Below are 21,110 nucleotides of genomic sequence, written 5' to 3'. Positions count from 1 at the left end.
CCGTTCATTCGGGCGTCCGCCAGCGATGTGCCAGGCTGCGCGGGACGAGTCCGATCATCACCAGCGCCGACAATATGATCGCCACGCCCAGGATTTTCGGTGCGAAGTCATGCGCGCGCGCCACCAAAATCAGCCCGAGCAATGCCCCGGCCACACCCGCCAGCCGGATCCCGACCAGCACCATCCAGCGCCGCTGCGCCAATTTGTCGGCTTCGGTCATGGCCGCGCCACCATGTGCAGCAAGTCCGGCACCGCGGTCGCGACGACGTCCGCCCCCGCGTCGGAAAGCTCGTGCACGTCGTGATACCCCCAAGCGACCCCGACCGCCCGCACCCGCGCCGCGCGCGCCATCGCCATGTCGAAGCTCGTGTCGCCGATCATCGCCGTCGTCTCCGCGGTCGCGCCCGCCTCCGCAATCGCCGCGAACAGCATCGCCGGATCGGGCTTCGACGGATGGCGGTCCGCGGTCTGCAACGTCACGAACCGCTCGGTGATCCCGTGCGCGGCAAGGATATGCGCGAGCCCACGATCGGACTTGCCCGTCGCCACGCCGAGCACCCAGCCGTCGTCGGCCAGCGTCCCGAGCACCTCGGCGATCCCCTCGAACAACGGCTCGTCGGCCAGTTCGCCGCTCGCCCGCATCGCATGGAACGCGTTCTTGTAATCGGTGGCGAGCGACCGGTGCAGCGCCTCGTCCGCTTGCGGCAGCAACACCTGCATCGCCTCGACGAGACTGAGCCCGACGATCCGCCGAATTTTCGCGCGCGGGGGCGGGATCAGTTTGGCGCCCTCGAACGCACGCTCGCATGCGACGCAGATATTCGCCTGGCTGTCGACGAGCGTCCCGTCGCAATCGAACACGGCAAGACGGATCATGAGATTTTCCGGAAAGACATGGGTGGCGTCGTAGATCACGAGGTGCGGAAGGGGAACGTCAAACCGGGGGGCTAGGAGCCATGGACCATGAGCTACGCGCTAGATGCATAGCGTTAGCGCAACCGCACCACCCATGTTCCCCCGCGGACGCGTGGGCCCAGCTAAACACCGACAGCCCCCCCGACTCCTGGACCCCCGCCTTCGCGGGGGAACGGGGATGGGCGAGGGGTGTTTTCAACCAGCGGCCCCACCCCGGCGAAGGCCGGGGCCCAGTTGGAGAGGTGGCAATGATGGAGCGCCGCCCTTCGCTAGCGACGTCCCCCAACTGGGCCCCGGCCTTCGCCGGGGTGGAGTGAGATTAGACTCGACCCCACCCCGAGACGCCTCCGGAGGCTCTCCCTCTCCCCTCGGGGGAGAGGGAAGGGGCCCGCGGCCGCTTGGCCGTGGGAAGGGTGAGGGCACGTTAGTCGGCAGGCATCACCTACCGGGTCCCAGGACCACTCCGAGGCCCAGGCTTCCCAGCGCCACCCGAGCGACCCCGCCCGGCAGGCTTGGCCCCCTCGACCCGAGGCCCATTCCGCGGTGCCCCAAACTTGGACCCGGCTCCAGTCCGAGGCCCACCCGTCTTCGGCGCAGGCTTGCCCGGCTTCTTCTCCTCGACAACCCCACGCCCACGCCGCTCACCCTTGCGGTCTTTCCGAACAGACTTCGCATGCGCCTTCGCCCGCGACTTCATCTGCTCGCGCGTCGGCGCGGTCTTCTCGTCGAGCACCAGGTCGTCGCCCAGCTTCTCCTCGAAACCCAATTGTTTGAGGCTTTCAGCGAAATGCGTCGGCAACTCAGCCGTCACGTCGATCGACCCGCCATCCGGATGATCCACCTTGATCCGCCGCGCATGCAGATGCATTTTCCGCGAGATCCCGCCGGTCAAGAACGCCGCCGCGCCACCGTATTTGCCGTCACCGACGATCGGATGCCCGATCGCCGCCATGTGCACGCGCAACTGATGCGTCCGCCCGGTAAACGGCTGCAACTCGACCCACGCTGCCCGGTTGCCAGCGCGCTCGATCACGCGGTAGCGCGTCCGCGCCGGTGCGCCCTCGGCCTCGTCGATGTGCATCTTCTCGCCACCGGTGCCCGGCTGTTTCGCGATCGGCAGCTCGATCATGCCGTCCTCGATCGACGGCACGTCGACCACCAGCGCCCAATACACCTTACGCGCGGTCCGCCCCGAAAACGCCTTCGCGAAGAACGCCGCCGCGCGCGACGTCCGCGCCACCAGCAGTGCGCCGGACGTATCCTTGTCGAGCCGGTGGACCAGCTTCGGCCGACCCTCATTGTCGTACTGGAGCGCATCGAGCAGCCCGTCGACATGCTGCGTCGTCTTGGTCCCGCCCTGCGTGGCGAGACCCGGCGGCTTGTTCAGCACGAACGCCTGGAAATCCTTGTGGATGACCATGCCTTGCGCGAGTTCGGTCTCCTCGTCGGACAGGATCACGCGTTCGCGGACGCGCTGGGGCTTGTCCGGGTCGGCGGTGGCCTTGTCGGCCTCGGGCGGGGGAACGCGGAGCATCTGGCCCGCCGTGATCCGGTCGCCCGGCGTCGCGCGCGCGCCGTCGACGCGGAGCTGCCCGGTGCGCGCCCACATCGCCACCGTGGTGTAGCTCGTATCGGGCAGATGCCGCTTGAACCACCGGTCGAGCCGGATGCCGTCATCGTCGAACCCGACGTTGAACTCGCGGAAACCCATATCGCTATCGCTTTTGCCCGCAGTCATGCGACGGCCCTTACTGCGGAGAGACCCGCGAACAACGCGGCGACCGAACCGATCACCGACACCAAAACATAGCCGAACGCGACGCCGAATGCGCCGCGTTCGATCATCGTGACGACCTCCAGCGAGAACGCCGAAAAGGTCGTGAATCCCCCAAGCACGCCGACCGCGAGCAGCAGGCGCCAGGTCTCCGACGCGCTGTTCTGCGCCAGCACGCCGACCAGCACGCCCATCAGCAACCCGCCGACGATGTTCACCGCGAGCGTCCCGAAGGGATAGTCCGGCCCGAGCAGCGCCGTCACCGCGCTACCCGTCAGATAGCGCGCGCCGGAACCGACCGCACCACCGACCATGACGTAGAGAAGGGGAAGCATCCCCGCGCCCTAGCGTGAATCGGGGAAAACGGAAAGGTGCGGTTGGGAGGGCGCGTTCGCCTGCGCTCTCATGCACAATAGGCGCGGCATCTCCCCCAAAATTGTTTCCCCGCGAAGGCGGGGACCCAGACTGGGCTCCCGCCTTCGCGGGAGAACAAGGAGGAGTGACGCCATCCTCGATCACCACCACCCCGGCGGAGGCCGGGGCCCAATTGGAAAGGTCGCAGTAACGAAGGACCGCGCTCAGTTAGCGACGTTTCCCAAATGGGCCCCGGCCTCCGCCGGGGTGGTGCACTCTTAGAATGGCTTCAGCTTGGAACTCACCGCCCGGCGTTGGAAACCATATCCACATCGCTCCCGCCACCAGCCCGCGCCGTCACATACACCACATACGCGTCGTTCCCCCGGACCCCGCCCAGCACATGCTGCTTGCCGTCCGTGCTGTGCCCGGCCGAATACCCCGCCGCGGTCGCCTTCGTGAAATACCAGTCGAGCATCTTCTGCATCGGCGCAGCGCTCGCGAAACTCACCACCCGCAGCCGACACCCGTCGCGGTCCGCCCCCGCCGCCTCGGTCAACCGCGCCGCCGGATACAGCGGCAGGTCCGCCGGCAACCGGTTCGCCCACCCCGCCGAATAGCCGATCTTCTGCGCACACGCCCCCGCGTCCGGCGTCTTCTGTCGCTTCGCCAGCGCCCCCAGCGTCAGCGCGCCGTTCGCCGTCTTGCACTCGGGGCAATCGTTCGACGGCGCCGGCGCGCGCTGCAACGTCTTCGGGTCGACCGGATCGGCCTTCAGCGGACCCTCGGGCGGCACCGCGCCGCCCTCCGGCCGCGTCGGCGGCCGCACCGCATCGGTGTTGGACGATTGGGTCAACCGGGGGTCGACCATGATCTGCCCGCCCAGCGCCGACGTCAGCGCCGGATCGCGCACCGTGCCGTTAGTCAGCTCGGCATCCAGGCTGTTGAGATCCTGCTGGTCGGTCGAGGACCGGTTGCAGGCGGCCAGCGCGAGCGGGAGGAGAAGGGCGGAGCGCAGGGGGAAAGTCATCACCCGCATCCTATGCGCGAAAGACGGTGAAGAAAGCGTTTTCCGCTCCCCTCCGATCCTCCCCCGCCAGGGGGAGGTGGCTGGCACTCGCCAGACGGAGGGGGAGGACACGGAACCCACGTGGTCGCGTGCCTCCCCCTCCGTCACCTCCGGCGCCACCTCCCCCTGGCGGGGGAGGATCGCAAGCATCCGGCAAGCCTTGCTCGAACCGATCCGACCCGCCATGTTCCACCCATGCTGAACATCGTCTCGATCCTCATCGGCCTCGTCACCCTGGTGCTCGGCCTCGTCGCTTTCATCCCGCTGCTCGGCTGGATGAACTGGCTCGTCATCCCGATCGGCATCGTCGGCGCTGCGGTCGGCGCGCTCTCGTCGAGCAGCGGCGGCCGCAACCTCAACATCGTCCTGATCATCATCTTCGCGCTCCGCCTGAGCCTCGGCGGCGGCATCATCTGACGCGAAAAGGGCCCGGCGTTCCCACCAGGCCCTGTTCAATCCTAAATCCTCCCCCGCCAGGGGGAGGTGGCACCGCAGGTGACGGAGGGGGAGGACACGTAACGGCCGTTACCCGTTCCTCCCCCTCCGTCTGGCAAGTGCCAGCCACCTCCCCCTTGCGGGGGAGGATTGTAATCTAACCCTCAACGGCAGCGCACGTTGCCCCGGTCGATCGACGACCCCAGCACGGCGCCACCGCCCGCACCGATCAACGTGCCGAGCAACTGCGAACCACCGCTCGAGATGATGTTGCCGAGCGCACCGCCGGCCAGGCCACCAACGATCAGCCCCGTCGTCCCGTCGTTGCGACGGCAGTAATAGCGCCCGTTGCCGCCGCGATAGATGCGGTCGTTCCGGCCCAGGCGACGCTCCTGGTAATAGCGCCCATCACGGTAATAGCGGTCGGCGAAATACCCGCGCTGCCCGCGCTCGTAGCGGTTATAGTCATAGCCGCGATACTGCTGCCAGTTGCGCCCGTCGTTCCGGCGGTCCTGCCGGATGTCGCGAACGTCCCCGCGGCGGTCCTGCCGTGCATCCCGCACCTCTTCACGATATTCGCGGCGCGCATCGCGGACGTCACCGCGCGAATCCGCGTCGCGGACGTCGCGGCGATAGTCGCGCTGCGCGTCGCGGACCTCGTTGTTATATTCGCGATTGGCGCCCCGGATCGTCGACTGCGCAGCGACGGGCATCGCACTGAACGCGGTAGCGGCAAGGGCCGCCGACAATATAGCAATACGCATTATCTCTCTCCCAAATGCTGTGCGTACTGAACGGCCGGCCGATGCGGGGGTTGCGTGAACCGCAAACTACGTCGCATTCAGCCGGCCGACAGGTCTTTGAGATCAGGCGATTTTAAGCGGCCAGTGTGTGCTCCAGCGTGATCTCGGCGTTGAGCACCTTCGACACCGGGCAGTTCGCCTTGGCGTCCGCGGCGATCACCTCGAACTCTTCCTTCGAGACGCCGTCGACCTTGGCGTTCAGCGTCAGCGCCGACTTGGTGATCTTGAAACCGTCGCCATCCTTGTCGAGCGTCACCTTCGCTGACGTCTCCAGCGTACCCGCCTCATAGCCCTTGCCTGCGAGTGCGAAGCTCAGCGCCATCGTGAAGCACGACGCATGCGCCGCCGCGATCAGCTCCTCGGGGTTGGTGCCGGGCTCGTTCTCGAACCGCGTGTTGAAGCCGTAGGGGCTGTCGGACAACACGCCCGACTGAGTCGAGACATGGCCCTTGCCGCTCTTGCCGAGACCTTCATATTTTGCCGAACCGCTGCGTGTGGTCATGATGGGTCCTTTCGGGAAATGAAAAAAGGCGCCGTGGTTCCCCACGACGCCCGTCTTCAACGCACCACCGGCAAAATGGCGGCGCGGTTTTTTTTAGCGGCGTTTCTTTAGCGGCAACGACGATTGTTGTTGCTCGTGCTCTTGTCGATCGCGCGGCCGGCGAGGCCACCCAGGACTGCACCACCGAGCGTGCCGACCGTGCGGTCGCCGCGGGTGTCGACCGTGCGGCCGAGCAGGGCGCCGCCGACGCCGCCGATGATCGTGCCGGTCGTGCCGTTGCTCTTCTTGCAATAGACGCGGCCGTCACGACCACGCCATTCGCGACGATCGCGGGCATCTGCGGCCGAAACCGGGATGAGGACGGTCGGCAGGACCATGGCGCTGCAGCCGAGTGCGAGGATGAACTTACGCATGTTTAACTCCCTAGTGAATTGATCTGGTGGTGTAACGATGTGACTATACGGCGAGTTGCATGAACCGAAAACAACATCGCGTTCATGTTCGTTCAGGGTATTCGCCCGCCGGTGTTGCGACGTCGCGCGCCGCTTCTGCTTTACCGCTCCAGGCGCGCCGGTTACGCCGCCCCGATGTTGCCCGTCCCCTTGCCCGTCGAGATCCTGCCCGTCGCCGCGCCGTGGTTCGACCTCGCCGGTCTCGCGGTGTTCGCCGCCTCGGGCGCGCTGGCGGCGGCGAAGCGCGGCCAGACGTTCGTGACGCTCGTCTTCTTCGGGCTGATCACCGGGGTCGGCGGCGGCACGGTGCGGGACCTGCTGATCGACGCGCCGGTCTTCTGGGTGCACGACGCGCGGGCGGCGAGCGTGTGCCTCGGTGTGGCGCTGCTGATCTGGGTGACGCCGCAGCGCTGGTGGAAGGACGAGGCGCTCGGCTGGTTCGATGCGGTAGGGCTCGCGGCGTACGCAGTGTATGGCGCGGCCAAGGCGCTCGGCTACGGCGTGCCGCCGGTGCCGGCCGCGCTGATGGGCGTGATGACCGCCTGCGTCGGCGGCATCATCCGCGACGTACTGGCGGGCGAACCGTCGATCCTGATGCGACCCGAGCTGTACGTGACCGCGGCGGCGCTGGCGGCGGCGAGCTATGTGGGGCTGGTGCTGCTGGGGGTCCCGCTGAGCTGGTCCGCGGTGATCGCCGCCAGCGCCGGGTTCACGCTGCGTGCCGCGGCGATCCGCTTCCATCTGGCGCTGCCGGCCTATGGCGGCCGACGCTAGCGTACCGCAGGCGCGACTGTTCTCCCGCGAAGGCGGGGACCCAGACTGGACTCCCGCCTTCGCGGGAGAACAAGGAGGAGAGGGCCGGCGTGCGGACTGAAGTCGACGGTCCGATCGTTATACGTTGGGCTGATCTCTACTCGTCGGCGAGACATCTCCCCCCACCTCTACCACCCCGGCGAAGGCCGGGGTCCAATTGGGGGACGTTGCTAACGACGGACTGCGCTAAGTTACTATAACCTCACCAATTGGGCCCCGGCCTCCGCCGGGGTGGTATAGGTGTTTATGCCGGGGCTCAGGCGATCACCGGCTGCCGATCATCTGCCCCGGCCGCGGTTCGCACGAAGAGCAGTGATAAGACGCAAAGGCACCCGAGACCCCAAACCGCTCCCCTCCCTGAAAGGGAGGGGCCGGGGGTGGGTAGGCCCGCTTGTGTCGCCACCGTCGAGACACAAGGAAACCAACCCACCCCCAACCCCTCCCTTCCAGGGAGGGGCGAAGAAGAAGCCGCGCTGCTCTTCAACGAGGGACTGCGCTTCGAGGAGGAACTGCTCAGGCAGGGTTGGTCAGGTAGAAACCGCTACGTCAGGCTCCGCGCGCTCCCAAAATCCTGTCGCGTCTCCGCGACCAAGAACCAGTCGACCAACGACAAAAACCACATCACCCGCGCCAAACCAAACCCCAGCGCCTACCCCCGCACAACCCCAACATCCGCAAACCGCTTCGGCTCGACCGGCGGCACCGCAGGCTCGTTCAGTTCGCACTGCCAATGCCCGACATCGATCCACTGCCCGTTCTTGTACCCGACCTCGCGGTACACCCCCGCGCGCCGAAACCCGACCGCCTCGTGCAGCTTGATCGACGAATCGTTCGGCAACGCGATCGCCCCGATCGCCTGCGTGAACCCCTGGGCCCGCAGCGTATCGATCAGCGCCTCGTACAACAGCCGCCCCGCGCCCTGCCGCTGCGCCGCATCCGCGACATACACCGTGGTCTCGCACGCGAACCGGTACGCCTCGCGCTTGTGGAACGGCGCGGCATAGGCATAGGCCAGCACACCACCTTCGGGGCCGATCGTCGCGACCAGCCACGGGTACAGCCCGTCCGACGCCGCCATCCGCGCCCGCATCTGCCGCGCATCCGGGGCCTCGGTCTCGAACGACACCGTCCCGACCAGCACGTGCGGCGCATAGATCGCCGCGATCGACGCGGCATCCTCGGGGACCGCGGCCCGGATCACGATCCCGCCCCCGTTGCCCGAAGCTGGCCGAGACGCGGGAACCATCAGAAGCCGATCCGCGCCAGCAACAGGTCGAGCAGCTTCGCATCGCCGATGCCCGCCGTCGTCGGTCCCATCCCGCCGCACTCCAGGCAGCGCGCCTGGATCGAGCCCGACGTCGCCAGCCGCTTCATGTCGCCGACCGCCTGCGCGAGCATCTGGCGACGATCCGCCGCGACATGCGCGAACGCATCGCCGCCGCCCGCGTCATCATCGGAGCCGTCGTTGCCGAAGTCCTGCGCGATCGTCGCGAGGAAGCCCGGCTTCTTCTCCAGATACTCGGCATGCACCTTGGCCGGATCGAGCTTGGCGCGCTTGGCTGCCTCGTCGATCGCGTCCTTGAGCGTCCCGAACCGGTCGACCAGCCCGATCTGCCGCGCCGTGCCGCCATCCCAGACGCGTCCCTGGCCGATCTCGTCCACCCGCGCCGGCGTCATCTTCCGCGACGCGGCGACGCGGGCGATGAACTCGCGATAGCCGTTCTCGATGCCGGCCTGCGCGATCGCGTCGAACATCGGCGTGGTGCCGCCGACGATATCGGGCTGGCCCGACAGCGGCGTCGTCTTCACGCCGTCGCTGGTCACGCCGATCTTGGCGAGCGCGTTCTCGAAGGTCGGGATCACGCCGAAGATGCCGATCGAGCCGGTGATCGTGCCCGGCTCGGCGAAGATCACGTCGGCGGGCGTCGACACCCAGTAACCGCCGCTCGCCGCCAGACCGCCCATCGACACCACGATCGGCAGCTTCTGCCGCTTGGCCTCGAGGATCGCGAGCCGGATCTGCTCCGACGCCAGCACCGAGCCACCGGGCGAATCGACGCGGACCACGAGGGCCTTCAGATCCTTCTTGGCGAGCCCATCGAGCACTGCCTTCTCGATCGTCTTGCCCGCCGCCTTGCCGGGGCCGCTCTCGCCGTCGACGATCTCGCCGGCGATCGTCAGCACGCCGATCGCGTCGCCTGCCGTCGGCAGCGGGTTCGCCTTCACCCAGGCATCGTATTTGATCGTGTTGAAATTGCCCGCCGGCTTCTTGTCGTCGGACCCGGCGATCTCCGCGACGCGGCGCCCGAACGCGGTCCGGTCGCCGAGCTTGTCGACGATGCCGGCGCGCAGATTGGCCTGCGCGATGTTGCCGTTCGCGGCGATGATCACCTTGTCGGGCGCGCTCATGAACTGCGCGATCTGTGCCTTGGGTCGCGCCTTGGCGACCGCCTCGCGCCACTGCGAGAACAGCGTGCCGTACAGCGCGGTGCTCGCCGCCTTCGCGTCCTCGCTCTGGTCCGCCCGCGTGTAGGGCTCGACGAACGACTTGTAGCGGCCGACGCGGTACACGTGCGCGTTGACGCCGAGCTTGTCGATCAGGCCCTTGTAATAGAGCTGGTTACCGCCCGGCCCCATGAAGATCGTGCCGCCCAGCGGGTTGACCCAGATCTCGCTCGCATTCGCCGCCAGCCGGTATCCGCCATCGGTGTACGCGGTCGCATAGGCGAGGACAGGCTTGCCGCTCGCCCGCACCCGCGCCAACGCATCGCCGACTTCGCCCAGCGCCGCGGGATAGGCGCCACCGAAGCTGTCGAGATCGAGCACGACGACCTTCACGCGCGCATCGGTTCTTGCCGTGTCGATCGAGCGGACCACGTCGCGCAGGCGGAACTGGCGAGTCGTGTTCTGCCCCGACAGTGCGGCGAACGCGGCCTGCTCCTCGGGTTGCTCGACGATCGAGCCATTGAGGTCGAGCACCAGCGCGCCGTCCTTGATCGCCGTGGTGCTCTGCCGCGCATTGAGCGCCGCGAAAATAAGCCCGAAGAACAACAGCATCGCGATCAGGACGAGCGCATCCTTGATCGCCACGAGGAACTTCCACACGCCCCGCACCAGCCGCCATTTGCGGCGAGGCCGCGTCGGGTCGGTATAGGACGGGGGAGGGGCGTAGGACGGCGCTGCGGTATCGGTCATGGGACGAGAGCTAGAGCATGCGCGGACCGAGGTAAATGGCCTGTGTTACCGTGCCAACACAGGGGCGTTGTAGCCACGCACATCCGTCCGAACGCCACAGCATCCCCCTTCCGCTTGCGGGAGGGGTTAGGGGAGGGGCGTCCCCCAAACGCGCCGCCTCGGAAAAGCCCCTCCCCCGACCCCTCCCGCAAGCGGAAGGGGAGCAGAAGTAAAGGTTCGCCCCACTCGCGTTCTCCTGCGAACGCAGGAGCCCAGGATCACAAGCGCCGCTCTCCGTTACCCTGGACTCCTGCGTGCGCAGGAGAACGGCAGCGCGTTACCAGTGCGGTTACCCCACCCCCTTCCGCCACGACGCGCGAAACCCAAGCCCGCCCGAAAAAATTTCACCCGCGCAACCTTTGACATGCCGCACCCCGAGGCACATATGCCGTCCGTTGGCACTCGGGTCCCCTGAGTGCCAGAAATCTGTCACAATCCCAAAAGGACATGGACCCCATGAACTTTCGTCCGTTGCATGATCGCGTGCTGGTGAAGCGCCTCGAAGCCGAAGAGAAGACGGCTGGCGGCATCATCATCCCCGACACCGCCAAGGAAAAGCCGCAGGAAGGCGAAGTCGTCGCCGTCGGCACCGGGACCCGCGCCGAGAACGGCACGATCACGCCGCTCGACGTCAAGGCCGGCGACAAGATCCTGTTCGGCAAATGGTCGGGCACCGAGGTCAAGGTCGACGGTGAGGACCTCCTCATCATGAAGGAATCGGACATTCTCGGTATCGTCGGTTGACCCGACGGGCTCGGGATCGTCGGCGTCTGCTGACGTGAACGGGCCGAGAAAGGCTGGCAGCGAACTCTGCGCCAGCGTCTGCACTTCCTATACTTCACTCAATCGAAAGGGCAGCTGACATGGCTTCCAAGGACGTAAAATTCGGTCGTGACGCGCGTGAGCGCATCCTCCGCGGCGTCGACATCCTCGCCGACGCGGTCAAGGTGACCTTGGGCCCCAAGGGCCGCAACGTCGTGATCGACAAGAGCTTCGGCGCACCGCGCATCACCAAGGACGGCGTCACCGTCGCCAAGGAGATCGAGCTCAAGGACAAGTTCGAGAACATGGGTGCGCAGATGCTGCGCGAAGTGGCCTCGAAGACCAACGACATCGCCGGCGACGGCACCACCACGGCGACGGTTCTGGCGCAGGCCATCGTCCGCGAGGGCATGAAGTCGGTTGCAGCGGGCATGAACCCGATGGACCTGAAGCGCGGCATCGATCTCGCCGTCGTCAAGGTCGTCGAGGACGTCAAGGCGCGTTCGAAGCCGGTTTCGGGTTCGAAGGAAGTGGCGCAGGTCGGCATCATCTCGGCCAATGGCGACCGTGAAGTCGGCGAGAAGATCGCCGAAGCCATGGAGAAGGTCGGCAAGGAAGGCGTGATCACCGTCGAGGAAGCGAAGGGTCTCGAGTTCGAGCTCGACGTCGTCGAAGGCATGCAGTTCGATCGCGGCTATCTGTCGCCCTACTTCATCACTAACCCCGAGAAGATGACCGTCGAGCTTCAGGATCCCTACATCCTGATCCACGAGAAGAAGCTGTCGAACCTGCAGGCGATGCTCCCGATCCTGGAAGCCGTCGTCCAGTCGGGTCGTCCGCTGCTGATCATCGCCGAGGACATCGAGGGTGAGGCTCTGGCCACGCTCGTCGTCAACAAGCTGCGCGGCGGCCTGAAGGTCGCAGCGGTCAAGGCACCGGGCTTCGGCGATCGTCGCAAGGCGATGCTCGAGGACATCGCGATCCTGACCAAGGGCGAGATGATCTCGGAAGACCTCGGCATCAAGCTCGAGACCGTCACGCTCGGCATGCTCGGCACCGCCAAGCGCGTCACGATCGACAAGGACAACACCGTCATCGTCGACGGTGCCGGCGATCACGACGCGATCAAGGGCCGCACCGAGGCGATCCGTCAGCAGATCGAGAACACGACCAGCGACTACGACAAGGAGAAGCTCCAGGAGCGTCTCGCCAAGCTTGCCGGCGGCGTTGCCGTGATCAAGGTCGGTGGTTCGTCCGAGGTTGAGGTCAAGGAGCGCAAGGACCGCGTCGACGACGCGCTGCACGCAACCCGCGCAGCCGTCGAAGAGGGCATCGTCCCCGGTGGTGGTACGGCGCTGCTGTACGCGACCAAGGCCCTCGACGGCCTGACCGGTGCGAACGAGGACCAGACGCGCGGTATCGACATCGTGCGCAAGTCGCTGACCGCTCTGGTTCGCCAGATCGCTCAGAATGCGGGTCATGACGGTGCGGTGGTTTCGGGCAAGCTGCTTGACGGTAACGACACGTCGATCGGCTTCAACGCCGCGACCGACACCTACGAGAACCTGGTGGAAGCCGGCGTGATCGATCCGACCAAGGTCGTCCGCACCGCGCTGCAGAACGCAGCATCGGTCGCAGGCCTCCTGATCACGACCGAAGCGGCCGTGAGCGAAATGGCCGAAGACAAGCCCGCCATGCCCATGGGCGGCGGCGGCATGGGCGGCATGGGCGGCATGGACTTCTGATCTTGGACCGGACCAGCGAGAGCTGGCCCGGACACAAGATCAGAACGGCCGGCGGGTCGGCGGCGCAAGCCACCGATCCCGTACGACGAAAGCAGCGGCTTCGCCGCTGCTCGGTTCCAAGCCAAACCGACCAAAGCAAAGGGTCGGGGAGCAATCCCCGGCCCTTTGTTTGTCCACCGACAAGTGGTAAAACCCACCCATGCGGCACGATCCCCTCTACAAGAAGATCACGGTCGACGAGTTCCTCGCAATCGACTTCGGCACGGACCGCAAGTTCGAGCTGGTCGATGGCGTCATCCGCATGATGACCGGCGGCACCCCCGCTCATTCTCGCGTGGCGAGTAACATCCTCATTTACCTGGGCATGAAGCTCCGCGGCACAGGCTGCCGCGCTTACAACTCCGACATGGGCGTCCGCGTCAACGACACCGACCTGCGCTACCCCGACGTCAGCGTCTTCTGTGGCAACCCCGCGACCCGCGAGCGCGAAGAGCAACGCGCATTCACCGATCCGACGGTAATCTTCGAAGTCCTCTCCGGCTCGACCGCAAAGATCGACCAGGGCAGCAAGCTAGCCGAATATCGCGAACTCGCCTCGGTCGACACGATCGTCTTTGCCGACCCCGAGAACGAACTCACCCGCGTCGTTCAACGGCTCGGGCCGACCACCTGGCGCGACGACATGTTCGCGCAGCCGCACGACGTCGCGCTCCCCTCGCTCGATCTCGTCATCCCGCACACGGAAATCTTCGCCCGAGACTGAAACCCGTCGGGCCGCCCCGTCCTCGACCGCGTTCGCGTCCGGTGCCTCCAGCCCCACTTGGCCCGCCAACGTTTCCCGCGCCGATATCTCGAACGTGACAGGTGCAACCGTCGCGCGTTCGCGCTACCACCGTATTATGACCGCAGGACGCATCGATCAGTTGACCGAAGCCCAGCGCGCCTGTCTCCGACTCGTGCTGACCCACCATAATTCGAAGGAGATCGCTGCGATCTTCGGCGTGTCCCCGTCGGCGATCGACAAGCGGATCGAGCGTGCCATCCAGGTCCTCGGCGTCGGCACGCGGTTCGAAGCGGCTAGGCGGCTCCAGGAGCACGAGCGCGGCACGGCAATCGACGCCGTGCCGAGCCGCAAGGCAGCCCCGCCCGACGAGCCCGTGGCCACATACGAACGGCTACCATCCGAACCAATCGACGTTCCCATTCCCGCTCCCAAGCCCTCAAACGATACGCAGATCGAGCCTTGGGGGTTTGTTCGCCGCTTCCTCGGCCTGGCCGGAGACAGCGGATCGGTGGGGGCGGCGCGCAATCGGTTTTCGATGGGCGACCGGCTCGTCAGATTGATCGCTCTCATGGGCCTGATCGCCATCACCTCGATGGCGCTCGTGAACCTGGCGATGACGCTGACCAGCCTGTTGCGATCGAACCGGGATAGCACCGCCCCCATACATGGCACCGCGACGACGACGCCGATGGGGAGAACGACGATGCTGAAACAACGACGCGACGCGACCGACACGGTCACCACCGAATTCCTGAAGGCCGAGGCGGCGATCGATCACGCCGCGATGCTGGCCGCGTCGTGCGTATCGACGCTGTTGCAGCAGCGGGTCGCCGCCAATCTGCCGCTCGGCACCGGGGCCGCGGCACTGCAGATGGTCTCGCAGGCCTCCTTCGACATGATCAACGCACGCCAGCGTTTCGTCGAGGCGCACCGCGCGCTGGTCGACGTCCGCCACGAGATCGGGCTCGGCCAGTTCTACGGCTATGGCGATACCGCGCAATGCCCGCCCAACGAAGGCGCGTTGCCGGCCGCTACGTCGGTCCGTCTCGCGGCGGTCGCCTGAACGGCCCTTCGCGGTCCTGCTTTGGAGGTAAGAGTTGGACCGGGTCTGGTTGTTCTACACGATACAGGTGGCGGCGTCCGGCTATGCGCTCCTGCGGGGCGGCGCGCCGGAGCGGCTGACGGGGTTGGCGCTGCTGCTCGCAGCGGTGTCGACCGGGATCGTCCAGCGCAACATCCCGATCCTGTTCGCAGGGCTGGAGGCGGGCGTGATGATCGTCGATCTTCTCCTGCTGGTCGTGATGATCGTGATCACGCTCAAGGCCGATCGGTTCTGGCCGGCATGGGCCACCGCCCTCCACGCATTGGGGACGGGGGCCCATCTGATCCGGGCGATCAGCCCCGACGTGATCCGCCTCGTCAACGCCGTTCTATCCGCGGCGTGGAGCTACCCCATCGTTCTGCTTCTCGTGATCGGGACGGTCAGGCACTCGAGACGGATCCGGGCACGGGGCTGGGATCTCGACTGGAGCCGCCAGGACCCGACCCTGCGCTGAAGCATTTTCGGAAGACGTATATGACATACGCAATCGCCATGCTGCCTACCGCCGCTGCCAAGTGCGCGACGTACCTGACCATCGCCGACGTGCCGCTCGTCGGCGTGTCGCCGCCCGCGGTCACCGAGGCGTTGATCGACGTCGCCCGGCGGCTTTATGCCCTGAGAAAGGTTCGCGACGAGCTGCTCGGCGACGCACTGTTCTCGGAACCCGCGTGGAACATGCTGCTCGATCTGTTCATCTCGGGGTACGAGCGTCGACGGCTCAGCGTCTCGGCGGTCTGCATCGGTGCGCGTGCCCCGTCCGCCACCGCACTCCGCTATCTGACGATGCTGCAGGACGCCGATCTGGTCGAGCGGACGCGCGATGAGCGGGACGCACGCCGTTCGCACGTGCAACTGACAGCGCTCGGACAACGCCGGATGGTAGCCCTTCTCAGCCGACTATAAGGCCGAGGCCGGCGCTAGCGGTCTCGCCTGCTGAGAGTTGGTAGCCGCGGCGGCGGCGGCGATAGACTTCACCCGTTGCTTACCAATCCGCGCTAGACGGCCACCATGGATCACGACCCACCGCCCCCCGATCATGTCGCGCCCGACCCGCGCCCACGATCCGCGGTCAGCCATGGGGCGGGGCTTGCGGGGCTCGCCGGCGTACTCGCCTGGATCGGCATCGCGCGGCATTTCGGCATGGACGGGCCATATTCGGCACTGATCAACGTCGCTGCGTGTGGCGCCCCCATGGTTATCTGGTCGCTGCTCGTCGACAAGGTCCATCGGAGCCCCAGCACCGGGATCGACTGGTCTGCGGGGAAGCAGTTGCGAGAGACGCTGGATCTCAGCCTTACCAAGCTGGCCGGACTATGGGCGACCTGGGCGGCGATTGCGGTGATCTATGGCGCCGGGCGTTTCTATTGGCAGGGTAATTTCGCGTTCGCGATGTGGTGTTTCACCAATGCCGCGCCGATCCTGTTCGTCGCGTCGATCCCGTACGTCCTCTGGATCGACCGCTATCTGGTCGAGCCGCGCGACGGCGCCTGGCATCTCGGCGCGTGGCTAACGGGGCAGGCGGGTGTCGACCGTGAGGCGATCTATGGCCATCTCCGCGCCTGGGGGGTGAAGACGTTCTTCCTCGCCTTCATGCTTGCGATCGTGCCGCCGGGATTCGGCGATTTTGTCCGTGGCGATGTCTCGGTCGTTCTCCGCGATCCGGTCGCACTGGCGAGCTGGCTGGTGACGCTGATGTTCCTGATCGACGTGGCTTTCGCGACGGTCGGCTATCTGCTGACCTTCCGCCCGCTCGATTCACACATCCGCAGCGCCAACCCCTTCGCGGCAGCCTGGATGCCCGCGCTGATGTGCTACCCGCCCTTCATCCTGATGACCCCCGGCGGACCGCTCGATTACCACCCCGGCACGTCGGACTGGGCGTACTGGTTCCAGGGGCACCCGGTTCTGCTCGCGCTGATCGGTGCGGTACTGGTCGGGCTGACCGCGATCTATGCCTGGGCGACGATGGCGTTCGGCTTCCGCTTTTCGAACCTCACCAACCGCGGGATCCTGACGCACGGGCCCTACGCAGTGTCGCGTCACCCCGCCTATCTGTCGAAAAACCTGTTCTGGTGGATTTCGACGATCCCCGTCCTGACGCTCGGCAGCGTCGTCGACGCCGCACGTGCGACTCTGCTGATGGCAGCGGTCAGCGGCGTCTATTACTGGCGCGCGAAAACCGAGGAGCGGCATCTGAAGCTCGACCCCGACTACCGCGCCTATTTCGACTGGATGACCCGCAACGGCTGGGTCCCGCGGCTGTTCGCGAAGTTGCGCGGCTAATTCCCCTCCCGCTTGCGGGAGGGGTTAGGGGAGGGGCTGACCTGTGCCGGGGACCGGATCGCTCGCGGGCAAGCCCTCCCCCGACCCCTCCCGTAAACGGGAGGGGAGCATTCAGAAGCTCGATTCGTCGTACACCCTCGAGACGTCGCCGCCCCAGACGCCGTGATACTTCTCCAGCAGCACTTCCGCCGGCACCTTGCCGCTGCGGACGATCTCGCGCAGCGGATCGAGAAAGCCGCTCTCGTTGTCGCCCGCCCGGTTGAACCGCGCCCGCGCCGTCAGCCCGGCCCCGGCGATGTCGAGCGCCTGTGCCGCAATATCGCGCAGCGTGCCGCCGCCCGCGATCGGCGCGTCCAGCCCCAGCTTGGGCACCGCGTCGCGCAGAGCCTGGCGCTCGTCGATCGACCAGTCCTTGACGAGATCCCACGCCGCATCGAGCGCACCCTGATCGTACAGCAGCCCGACCCACAACGCCGGCAGCGCGCAAATCCGGTTCCACGGTCCGCCATCGGCGCCACGCATCTCGAGGAAAGTCTTCAGCCGCACCTCGGGGAACGCGGTCGACAGATGATCCGTCCAGTCGTCGAGCGTCGGCTTCTCGCCCGGCAGCACCGACAATTCGCCCTTCAGGAAATCGCGGAACGAAAGCCCGGCGGCGTCGATATACTTGCCCTCGCGGTAGACGAAGTACATCGGCACATCGAGCGCATACTCGGCGTAGCGCTCATACCCGAAGCCATCCTCGAACACGAACGGCAGCATGCCGGTGCGGTGCGGATCGGTATCCGACCAGATATGGCTGCGATACGACAGCATGCCGTTCGGCCGCCCTTCCGTGAACGGCGAGTTCGCGAACAGCGCGGTCGCGAGCGGCTGGAGCGCCAGCCCCACGCGGAATTTCTTCACCATGTCCGCCTCGGACGCATAATCCAGGTTCACCTGGATCGTGCAGGTCCGCAGCATCATGTCGAGCCCCATGCTGCCGACGCGCGGCATATGCCGGAGCATGATCGCATAGCGCCCCTTCGGCATGATCGGCAGTTCGGCCCGCGTCTTGTCCGGCCACATGCCGAGCCCGAGGAAGCCGATGCCGAGCTTCTCGCCCGCGGCCTTCACCTGTTCCAGGTGACGTCCGGTCTCGGCACACGTCTCGTGCAGCGAGTCGAGCGGCGCGCCCGACAGCTCGAACTGGCCTGCGGGTTCCAGGCTGATGCTGCCGTCGGGACCCGACATGGCGATCGCGTTGCCACCCTCCATGACCGGCTTCCAGCCATATTGCTCCAGCTCGCCGAGCAGCGCGCGGATGCCGCTCGGCTCGTCATAGGACGGCGCATGGTGATCGCCGTTCGTATAGACGAACTTCTCGTGCTCGGTGCCGATCCGCCACGCGTCCTTCGGTTTTTCGCCGCGCGCGAAGCTGGCGATCAACTGGTCGCGCGACTCGATCGTCGGGCTGGTCTTTTTCGGAGCGTAATCGGTCGTCATCATCGCGCCTTACGCGCCGATGAACGAGGGGGCTAGAGGGGATTCGGACCAATCGGTAGGTATTACGCGCCAGCCCCGCCGCCTTCCGGGTTTTCGCCACCGTGCCAGTCGCCCGCCGCCGCCATCCACACGGCAATCGCAGCCCCCGCCGCGGTTTCAGCCCGCAGGATGCGCGGACCGAGCCCGATCCCCACCGCCTGCGGATGCGCGCGGATCGCCTCGCGCTCGTCCGCATCGAAGCCGCCCTCGGGCCCGATCAGGATTGCCGCCGGACCCGGCCGCGATCGCATCGCCTCCAGCGCAGGCACGCCGCCAGTCTCGTCGGCAAAGAACAGCGCGCGATCCTCGGGCCACTCGCGCAGCAGCGCGGCCAGCTTCACCGGCTCGGTAACTTGGGGCAGCGCCGTGCGCCCGCATTGCTCGGCGGCCTCGATCATCTGCGTGCGCAGGCGATCGGTATTGGGCTTGTCGACGATCGTCCGCCGCGTGACGACGGGTTGCAGTCGCGCGACGCCCAGCTCGCATGCCTTCTCCGCCATCCAGTCGACCCGTCCCTTCTTCAGCGGCGCGGCGCAGAGCCACAGGTCGGGAACGTCCTCGCGCGGCCGCAGCAATGCGGTGACGTCGAGCACCAGATCGCGCTTGCCGACGCTGGACGCGACGCCGAGCCACTCGCCGGTCCGATCGTCGAACAGCTTCACCGGATCGCCGACCTTCATCCGCATCACCCCGACGAGATAATGCGCCGCCGGGCCATCGACGTGGAGCGGGCCGAGCGCGAGGGGGCTGTCGACGAAGAGGCGCGGCGTGGATTGCGGCGGCCAGGCGGGAGTTGCAGGCATGGGGGCATCCTAGCAAATCCTCTTCCGCACGGGGAGAGGCCGCGATGATGATGCTCGCGGTTCCAGGGTTCGGGCCCGATCGATCCTCCCCCGCAAGGGGGAGGTGGCTGGCGCTTACCAGACGGAGGGGGAGGTAAGCGAAACGACTGCTCCGTGTCCTCCCCCTCCGTCACCTTCGGCGACACCTCCCCCTGACGGGGAGGATCAAGGGAGCAGCTAAATCCTCCCCCGGACGGGGAGGGGGACCGTTCGCCATCGGCGAAGGGTGGAGGGGGATCGCACCGGGCGTAACGCTGCAATGAAGATCTCAGCGGGAGCGTCGAGACTTCAAGGCCGGACGCGAGTGTGACGCTCGCGGAAGCCCCCCCTCCACCAGCTGTGCTGGTCCCCCTCCCCGTGCCGGGGAGGATTTTCGCGCCCTTCTAGCTCCCCTCCCTGGAAGGGAGGGGCTGGGGGTGGGTCGGCCTGTGATTGCCGACACGCCCGCCAAGCAGCCGACCCACCCCCGCCCCCTCCCTTCCAGGGAGGGGGGAATATCCGCGCTCCCTTGCGCCCACATATCCAGATCAGCGCTTCCGCCGCGCCCACATCTTCCGCGCCACCACCCACGCGACAACCAGAACCACGACGCCGAGAATCAAAACCCCAGCCACCGCCCCGGCGACCCGGAAAATCCCCCAGAACAACGCCTCGACGAATCGCCCGACCGCGACCGAAAGGCCGATCACAAAAGAGGCTCCACACGCGACACGGCCCACCGGTAGCCGTCAAAGGCTTGCGCGCCAAACCCCGTCTTCCTACGCCTCCGCCATGCAGACCAAGCCGAGCCACGCGGAAATCGTCCCCGACAGCGAACACCGAGGTCTCGTTGGCCGCCTCCCGCCAACCCTCCGCGGTCTCGCGCTGCTCGCCCGCTTCGATCGTCCGATCGGCTGGTGGCTGCTGTTCTGGCCCGGCGCCTGGGGCGTCGCGCTCGCCGGCGGGGCGCTCGAACGCTGGGATCTGATCCTCTGGCTCCTCCTCGGCAGCATCGCGATGCGCGGCGCGGGCTGCGTGTTCAACGACATCGTCGACCGCGACCTCGACGCGCAGGTCGCGCGCACCCGCGCCCGGCCGATCCCGAGCGGGCTCGTCTCGATCAAGCTCGCCTGGATCTGGCTCGTCGCGCTCTGCCTGATCGGGCTCGTCGTCCTCCTCCAGCTCACCCCCTTCGCCGGACTCGTCGCGCTCGCCAGCCTCGCCCCCGTCGCCGCCTACCCGTTCATGAAGCGCATCACCTGGTGGCCGCAGGCGTGGCTCGGCATCGTCTTCTCCTGGGCGCTCCTAGTTGGCTGGAGCGACATCGCAGGCGCGCTCGATGCGCCGATGTGGCTGCTCTACGCGGGTTCGATCGCCTGGGTGATCGGCTACGACACGATCTACGCGCTGCAGGACCGCGAGGACGACGCGATGATCGGCATCCGCTCGTCCGCGCTCCGCATGGGCGCGCACGTCAAGACCGGCGTCGGTACCTTCTATATCGCCGCCGTCGCCCTATGGGCCGCCGCCTTCTGGCAAATCCGCCCCGATCCGCTCGCGATCTCCGCGCTCGTCCCCGTCGCGCTCCACCTCGCCTGGCAGGTCGCGACCCTCAAACCCGACACGCACGAGGGCGCCGGCACCGCCGCACTCGCCCGCTTCCGCGCGAACCGTTTCGCCGGACTGCTCATGTTCCTCGCCTGCGTGGTTGTCGGGACCAGCCTGCATCCTTAAGTCG

The 21,110-nt window shown here is 66.8% G+C and carries 23 protein-coding genes; 10 read left to right on the top strand and 13 right to left on the bottom strand.

Annotated elements, in window-relative coordinates; translation table 11 throughout:
* Positions 1 to 4: 4 nt before the first annotated feature.
* The 5 genes from NLI89_RS00395 to NLI89_RS00375 all read right to left on the bottom strand — a co-directional run bounded on the left by NLI89_RS00395 (position 5) and on the right by NLI89_RS00375 (position 4,073).
* Entirely contained in the window at positions 5 to 220 is a 216-nt protein-coding gene (locus NLI89_RS00395) for a hypothetical protein (protein ID WP_254685173.1), read from the bottom strand.
* Positions 217 to 876, bottom strand: coding sequence for an HAD-IA family hydrolase (locus NLI89_RS00390; RefSeq protein ID WP_254685172.1), 660 nt, complete (start codon positions 874 to 876; stop codon positions 217 to 219). Before NLI89_RS00390 ends, NLI89_RS00395 begins: the two co-directional genes overlap by 4 nt.
* 481 nt (positions 877 to 1,357) lie before the next feature.
* Complete coding sequence (locus tag NLI89_RS00385; protein ID WP_254685171.1) at positions 1,358 to 2,653, bottom strand: RluA family pseudouridine synthase; 1,296 nt, start codon at positions 2,651 to 2,653, stop codon at positions 1,358 to 1,360.
* The gene (crcB, locus tag NLI89_RS00380; RefSeq protein ID WP_254685170.1) at positions 2,650 to 3,024 is read right to left on the bottom strand and encodes a fluoride efflux transporter CrcB; all 375 of its coding nucleotides are present in this window, start codon (positions 3,022 to 3,024) and stop codon (positions 2,650 to 2,652) included. Before crcB ends, NLI89_RS00385 begins: the two co-directional genes overlap by 4 nt.
* Positions 3,025 to 3,344: 320 nt before the next feature.
* Positions 3,345 to 4,073, bottom strand: coding sequence for a hypothetical protein (locus tag NLI89_RS00375; protein WP_254685169.1), 729 nt, complete (start codon positions 4,071 to 4,073; stop codon positions 3,345 to 3,347).
* Positions 4,074 to 4,307: 234 nt separating this feature from the next.
* Between NLI89_RS00375 and NLI89_RS00370 the strand changes: the two genes are divergently transcribed.
* A complete protein-coding gene (locus tag NLI89_RS00370; protein ID WP_056052052.1) occupies positions 4,308 to 4,529 on the top strand; it encodes a hypothetical protein in 222 nt (73 codons plus the stop codon).
* A 182-nt stretch (positions 4,530 to 4,711) separates the two neighbouring features.
* Here NLI89_RS00370 and NLI89_RS00365 read toward each other — a convergent pair whose 3' ends face one another.
* From NLI89_RS00365 to NLI89_RS00355, 3 genes are all read right to left on the bottom strand, one after another.
* Entirely contained in the window at positions 4,712 to 5,311 is a 600-nt protein-coding gene (locus NLI89_RS00365) for a glycine zipper 2TM domain-containing protein (RefSeq protein ID WP_254685168.1), read from the bottom strand.
* Positions 5,312 to 5,423: 112 nt separating this feature from the next.
* The gene (locus NLI89_RS00360; protein ID WP_254685167.1) at positions 5,424 to 5,852 is read right to left on the bottom strand and encodes an OsmC family protein; all 429 of its coding nucleotides are present in this window, start codon (positions 5,850 to 5,852) and stop codon (positions 5,424 to 5,426) included.
* Positions 5,853 to 5,959: 107 nt separating this feature from the next.
* Positions 5,960 to 6,265, bottom strand: coding sequence for a glycine zipper 2TM domain-containing protein (locus tag NLI89_RS00355; protein WP_254685166.1), 306 nt, complete (start codon positions 6,263 to 6,265; stop codon positions 5,960 to 5,962).
* Between the two features lie 174 nt (positions 6,266 to 6,439).
* On the opposite strand from NLI89_RS00355, the gene NLI89_RS00350 reads away from it, so the two are divergent.
* Positions 6,440 to 7,078, top strand: a complete 639-nt coding sequence (locus NLI89_RS00350) for a trimeric intracellular cation channel family protein (RefSeq protein WP_254685165.1) — start codon at positions 6,440 to 6,442, stop codon at positions 7,076 to 7,078.
* 688 nt (positions 7,079 to 7,766) lie between these two features.
* Here the strand turns inward: NLI89_RS00350 and NLI89_RS00345 are convergent.
* The gene (locus NLI89_RS00345; RefSeq protein WP_254685164.1) at positions 7,767 to 8,363 is read right to left on the bottom strand and encodes a GNAT family N-acetyltransferase; all 597 of its coding nucleotides are present in this window, start codon (positions 8,361 to 8,363) and stop codon (positions 7,767 to 7,769) included.
* Positions 8,363 to 10,312 carry a signal peptide peptidase SppA gene (gene sppA / locus NLI89_RS00340; RefSeq protein WP_254685163.1) on the bottom strand — a complete coding sequence of 650 codons (1,950 nt, stop codon included), beginning with the start codon at positions 10,310 to 10,312 and terminating at the stop codon, positions 8,363 to 8,365. Before sppA ends, NLI89_RS00345 begins: the two co-directional genes overlap by 1 nt.
* Positions 10,313 to 10,807: 495 nt before the next feature.
* Here sppA and groES point away from each other — a divergent pair, with 495 nt between their 5' ends.
* The 7 genes from groES to NLI89_RS00305 all read left to right on the top strand — a co-directional run bounded on the left by groES (position 10,808) and on the right by NLI89_RS00305 (position 17,027).
* Positions 10,808 to 11,095 (top strand): co-chaperone GroES, encoded by a 288-nt coding sequence (groES, locus tag NLI89_RS00335; protein WP_254685162.1) that lies wholly within the window; start codon positions 10,808 to 10,810, stop codon positions 11,093 to 11,095.
* 119 nt (positions 11,096 to 11,214) lie between these two features.
* The gene (gene groL / locus NLI89_RS00330) at positions 11,215 to 12,858 is read left to right on the top strand and encodes a chaperonin GroEL (RefSeq protein WP_254685161.1); all 1,644 of its coding nucleotides are present in this window, start codon (positions 11,215 to 11,217) and stop codon (positions 12,856 to 12,858) included.
* 199 nt (positions 12,859 to 13,057) lie between these two features.
* Positions 13,058 to 13,621: a Uma2 family endonuclease gene (locus NLI89_RS00325; RefSeq protein WP_254685160.1), complete on the top strand. Its 564-nt coding sequence runs from the start codon at positions 13,058 to 13,060 to the stop codon at positions 13,619 to 13,621.
* A 136-nt stretch (positions 13,622 to 13,757) separates the two neighbouring features.
* Entirely contained in the window at positions 13,758 to 14,705 is a 948-nt protein-coding gene (locus tag NLI89_RS00320) for a helix-turn-helix transcriptional regulator (protein ID WP_254685159.1), read from the top strand.
* Positions 14,706 to 14,739: 34 nt separating this feature from the next.
* On the top strand, positions 14,740 to 15,198 hold the full coding sequence (locus tag NLI89_RS00315) for a hypothetical protein (protein WP_254685158.1): 459 nt from the start codon (positions 14,740 to 14,742) through the stop codon (positions 15,196 to 15,198).
* 20 nt (positions 15,199 to 15,218) lie between these two features.
* A complete protein-coding gene (locus NLI89_RS00310; RefSeq protein WP_254685157.1) occupies positions 15,219 to 15,647 on the top strand; it encodes a winged helix DNA-binding protein in 429 nt (142 codons plus the stop codon).
* Positions 15,648 to 15,752: 105 nt separating this feature from the next.
* The gene (locus tag NLI89_RS00305) at positions 15,753 to 17,027 is read left to right on the top strand and encodes a methyltransferase family protein (RefSeq protein ID WP_254685156.1); all 1,275 of its coding nucleotides are present in this window, start codon (positions 15,753 to 15,755) and stop codon (positions 17,025 to 17,027) included.
* 111 nt (positions 17,028 to 17,138) lie between these two features.
* Here NLI89_RS00305 and NLI89_RS00300 read toward each other — a convergent pair whose 3' ends face one another.
* The 3 genes from NLI89_RS00300 to NLI89_RS00290 form a co-directional block, all read right to left on the bottom strand.
* Complete coding sequence (locus tag NLI89_RS00300; protein WP_254685155.1) at positions 17,139 to 18,512, bottom strand: glutamate--cysteine ligase; 1,374 nt, start codon at positions 18,510 to 18,512, stop codon at positions 17,139 to 17,141.
* A 62-nt stretch (positions 18,513 to 18,574) separates the two neighbouring features.
* A complete protein-coding gene (locus tag NLI89_RS00295) occupies positions 18,575 to 19,354 on the bottom strand; it encodes a 16S rRNA (uracil(1498)-N(3))-methyltransferase (protein WP_254685154.1) in 780 nt (259 codons plus the stop codon).
* Between the two features lie 566 nt (positions 19,355 to 19,920).
* A complete protein-coding gene (locus NLI89_RS00290) occupies positions 19,921 to 20,082 on the bottom strand; it encodes a hypothetical protein (RefSeq protein ID WP_165899558.1) in 162 nt (53 codons plus the stop codon).
* Positions 20,083 to 20,164: 82 nt separating this feature from the next.
* On the opposite strand from NLI89_RS00290, the gene ubiA reads away from it, so the two are divergent.
* Positions 20,165 to 21,106, top strand: a complete 942-nt coding sequence (gene ubiA / locus NLI89_RS00285) for a 4-hydroxybenzoate octaprenyltransferase (protein WP_254685153.1) — start codon at positions 20,165 to 20,167, stop codon at positions 21,104 to 21,106.
* The last annotated feature ends 4 nt before the right edge of the window (positions 21,107 to 21,110 follow it).

Origin of the sequence: Sphingomonas faeni (genome assembly GCF_024273235.1) — a bacterium.
Classification (GTDB): Bacteria; Pseudomonadota; Alphaproteobacteria; order Sphingomonadales; family Sphingomonadaceae; genus Sphingomonas; species Sphingomonas faeni_A.
This window is presented reverse-complemented; position numbering and strand designations above follow the sequence as displayed.

Coding starts and splice junctions, on each gene's coding strand:
- NLI89_RS00395 (WP_254685173.1), bottom strand. CDS start 220: ATGACCGAAGCCGACAAATTGGCGCAGCGGCGCTGGATGGTGCTGGTC.
- NLI89_RS00390 (WP_254685172.1), bottom strand. CDS start 876: ATGATCCGTCTTGCCGTGTTCGATTGCGACGGGACGCTCGTCGACAGC.
- NLI89_RS00385 (WP_254685171.1), bottom strand. CDS start 2,653: ATGACTGCGGGCAAAAGCGATAGCGATATGGGTTTCCGCGAGTTCAAC.
- crcB (WP_254685170.1), bottom strand. CDS start 3,024: ATGCTTCCCCTTCTCTACGTCATGGTCGGTGGTGCGGTCGGTTCCGGC.
- NLI89_RS00375 (WP_254685169.1), bottom strand. CDS start 4,073: ATGACTTTCCCCCTGCGCTCCGCCCTTCTCCTCCCGCTCGCGCTGGCC.
- NLI89_RS00370 (WP_056052052.1), top strand. CDS start 4,308: ATGCTGAACATCGTCTCGATCCTCATCGGCCTCGTCACCCTGGTGCTC.
- NLI89_RS00365 (WP_254685168.1), bottom strand. CDS start 5,311: ATGCGTATTGCTATATTGTCGGCGGCCCTTGCCGCTACCGCGTTCAGT.
- NLI89_RS00360 (WP_254685167.1), bottom strand. CDS start 5,852: ATGACCACACGCAGCGGTTCGGCAAAATATGAAGGTCTCGGCAAGAGC.
- NLI89_RS00355 (WP_254685166.1), bottom strand. CDS start 6,265: ATGCGTAAGTTCATCCTCGCACTCGGCTGCAGCGCCATGGTCCTGCCG.
- NLI89_RS00350 (WP_254685165.1), top strand. CDS start 6,440: ATGTTGCCCGTCCCCTTGCCCGTCGAGATCCTGCCCGTCGCCGCGCCG.
- NLI89_RS00345 (WP_254685164.1), bottom strand. CDS start 8,363: ATGGTTCCCGCGTCTCGGCCAGCTTCGGGCAACGGGGGCGGGATCGTG.
- sppA (WP_254685163.1), bottom strand. CDS start 10,312: ATGACCGATACCGCAGCGCCGTCCTACGCCCCTCCCCCGTCCTATACC.
- groES (WP_254685162.1), top strand. CDS start 10,808: ATGAACTTTCGTCCGTTGCATGATCGCGTGCTGGTGAAGCGCCTCGAA.
- groL (WP_254685161.1), top strand. CDS start 11,215: ATGGCTTCCAAGGACGTAAAATTCGGTCGTGACGCGCGTGAGCGCATC.
- NLI89_RS00325 (WP_254685160.1), top strand. CDS start 13,058: ATGCGGCACGATCCCCTCTACAAGAAGATCACGGTCGACGAGTTCCTC.
- NLI89_RS00320 (WP_254685159.1), top strand. CDS start 13,758: ATGACCGCAGGACGCATCGATCAGTTGACCGAAGCCCAGCGCGCCTGT.
- NLI89_RS00310 (WP_254685157.1), top strand. CDS start 15,219: ATGACATACGCAATCGCCATGCTGCCTACCGCCGCTGCCAAGTGCGCG.
- NLI89_RS00305 (WP_254685156.1), top strand. CDS start 15,753: ATGGATCACGACCCACCGCCCCCCGATCATGTCGCGCCCGACCCGCGC.
- NLI89_RS00300 (WP_254685155.1), bottom strand. CDS start 18,512: ATGACGACCGATTACGCTCCGAAAAAGACCAGCCCGACGATCGAGTCG.
- NLI89_RS00295 (WP_254685154.1), bottom strand. CDS start 19,354: ATGCCTGCAACTCCCGCCTGGCCGCCGCAATCCACGCCGCGCCTCTTC.
- ubiA (WP_254685153.1), top strand. CDS start 20,165: ATGCAGACCAAGCCGAGCCACGCGGAAATCGTCCCCGACAGCGAACAC.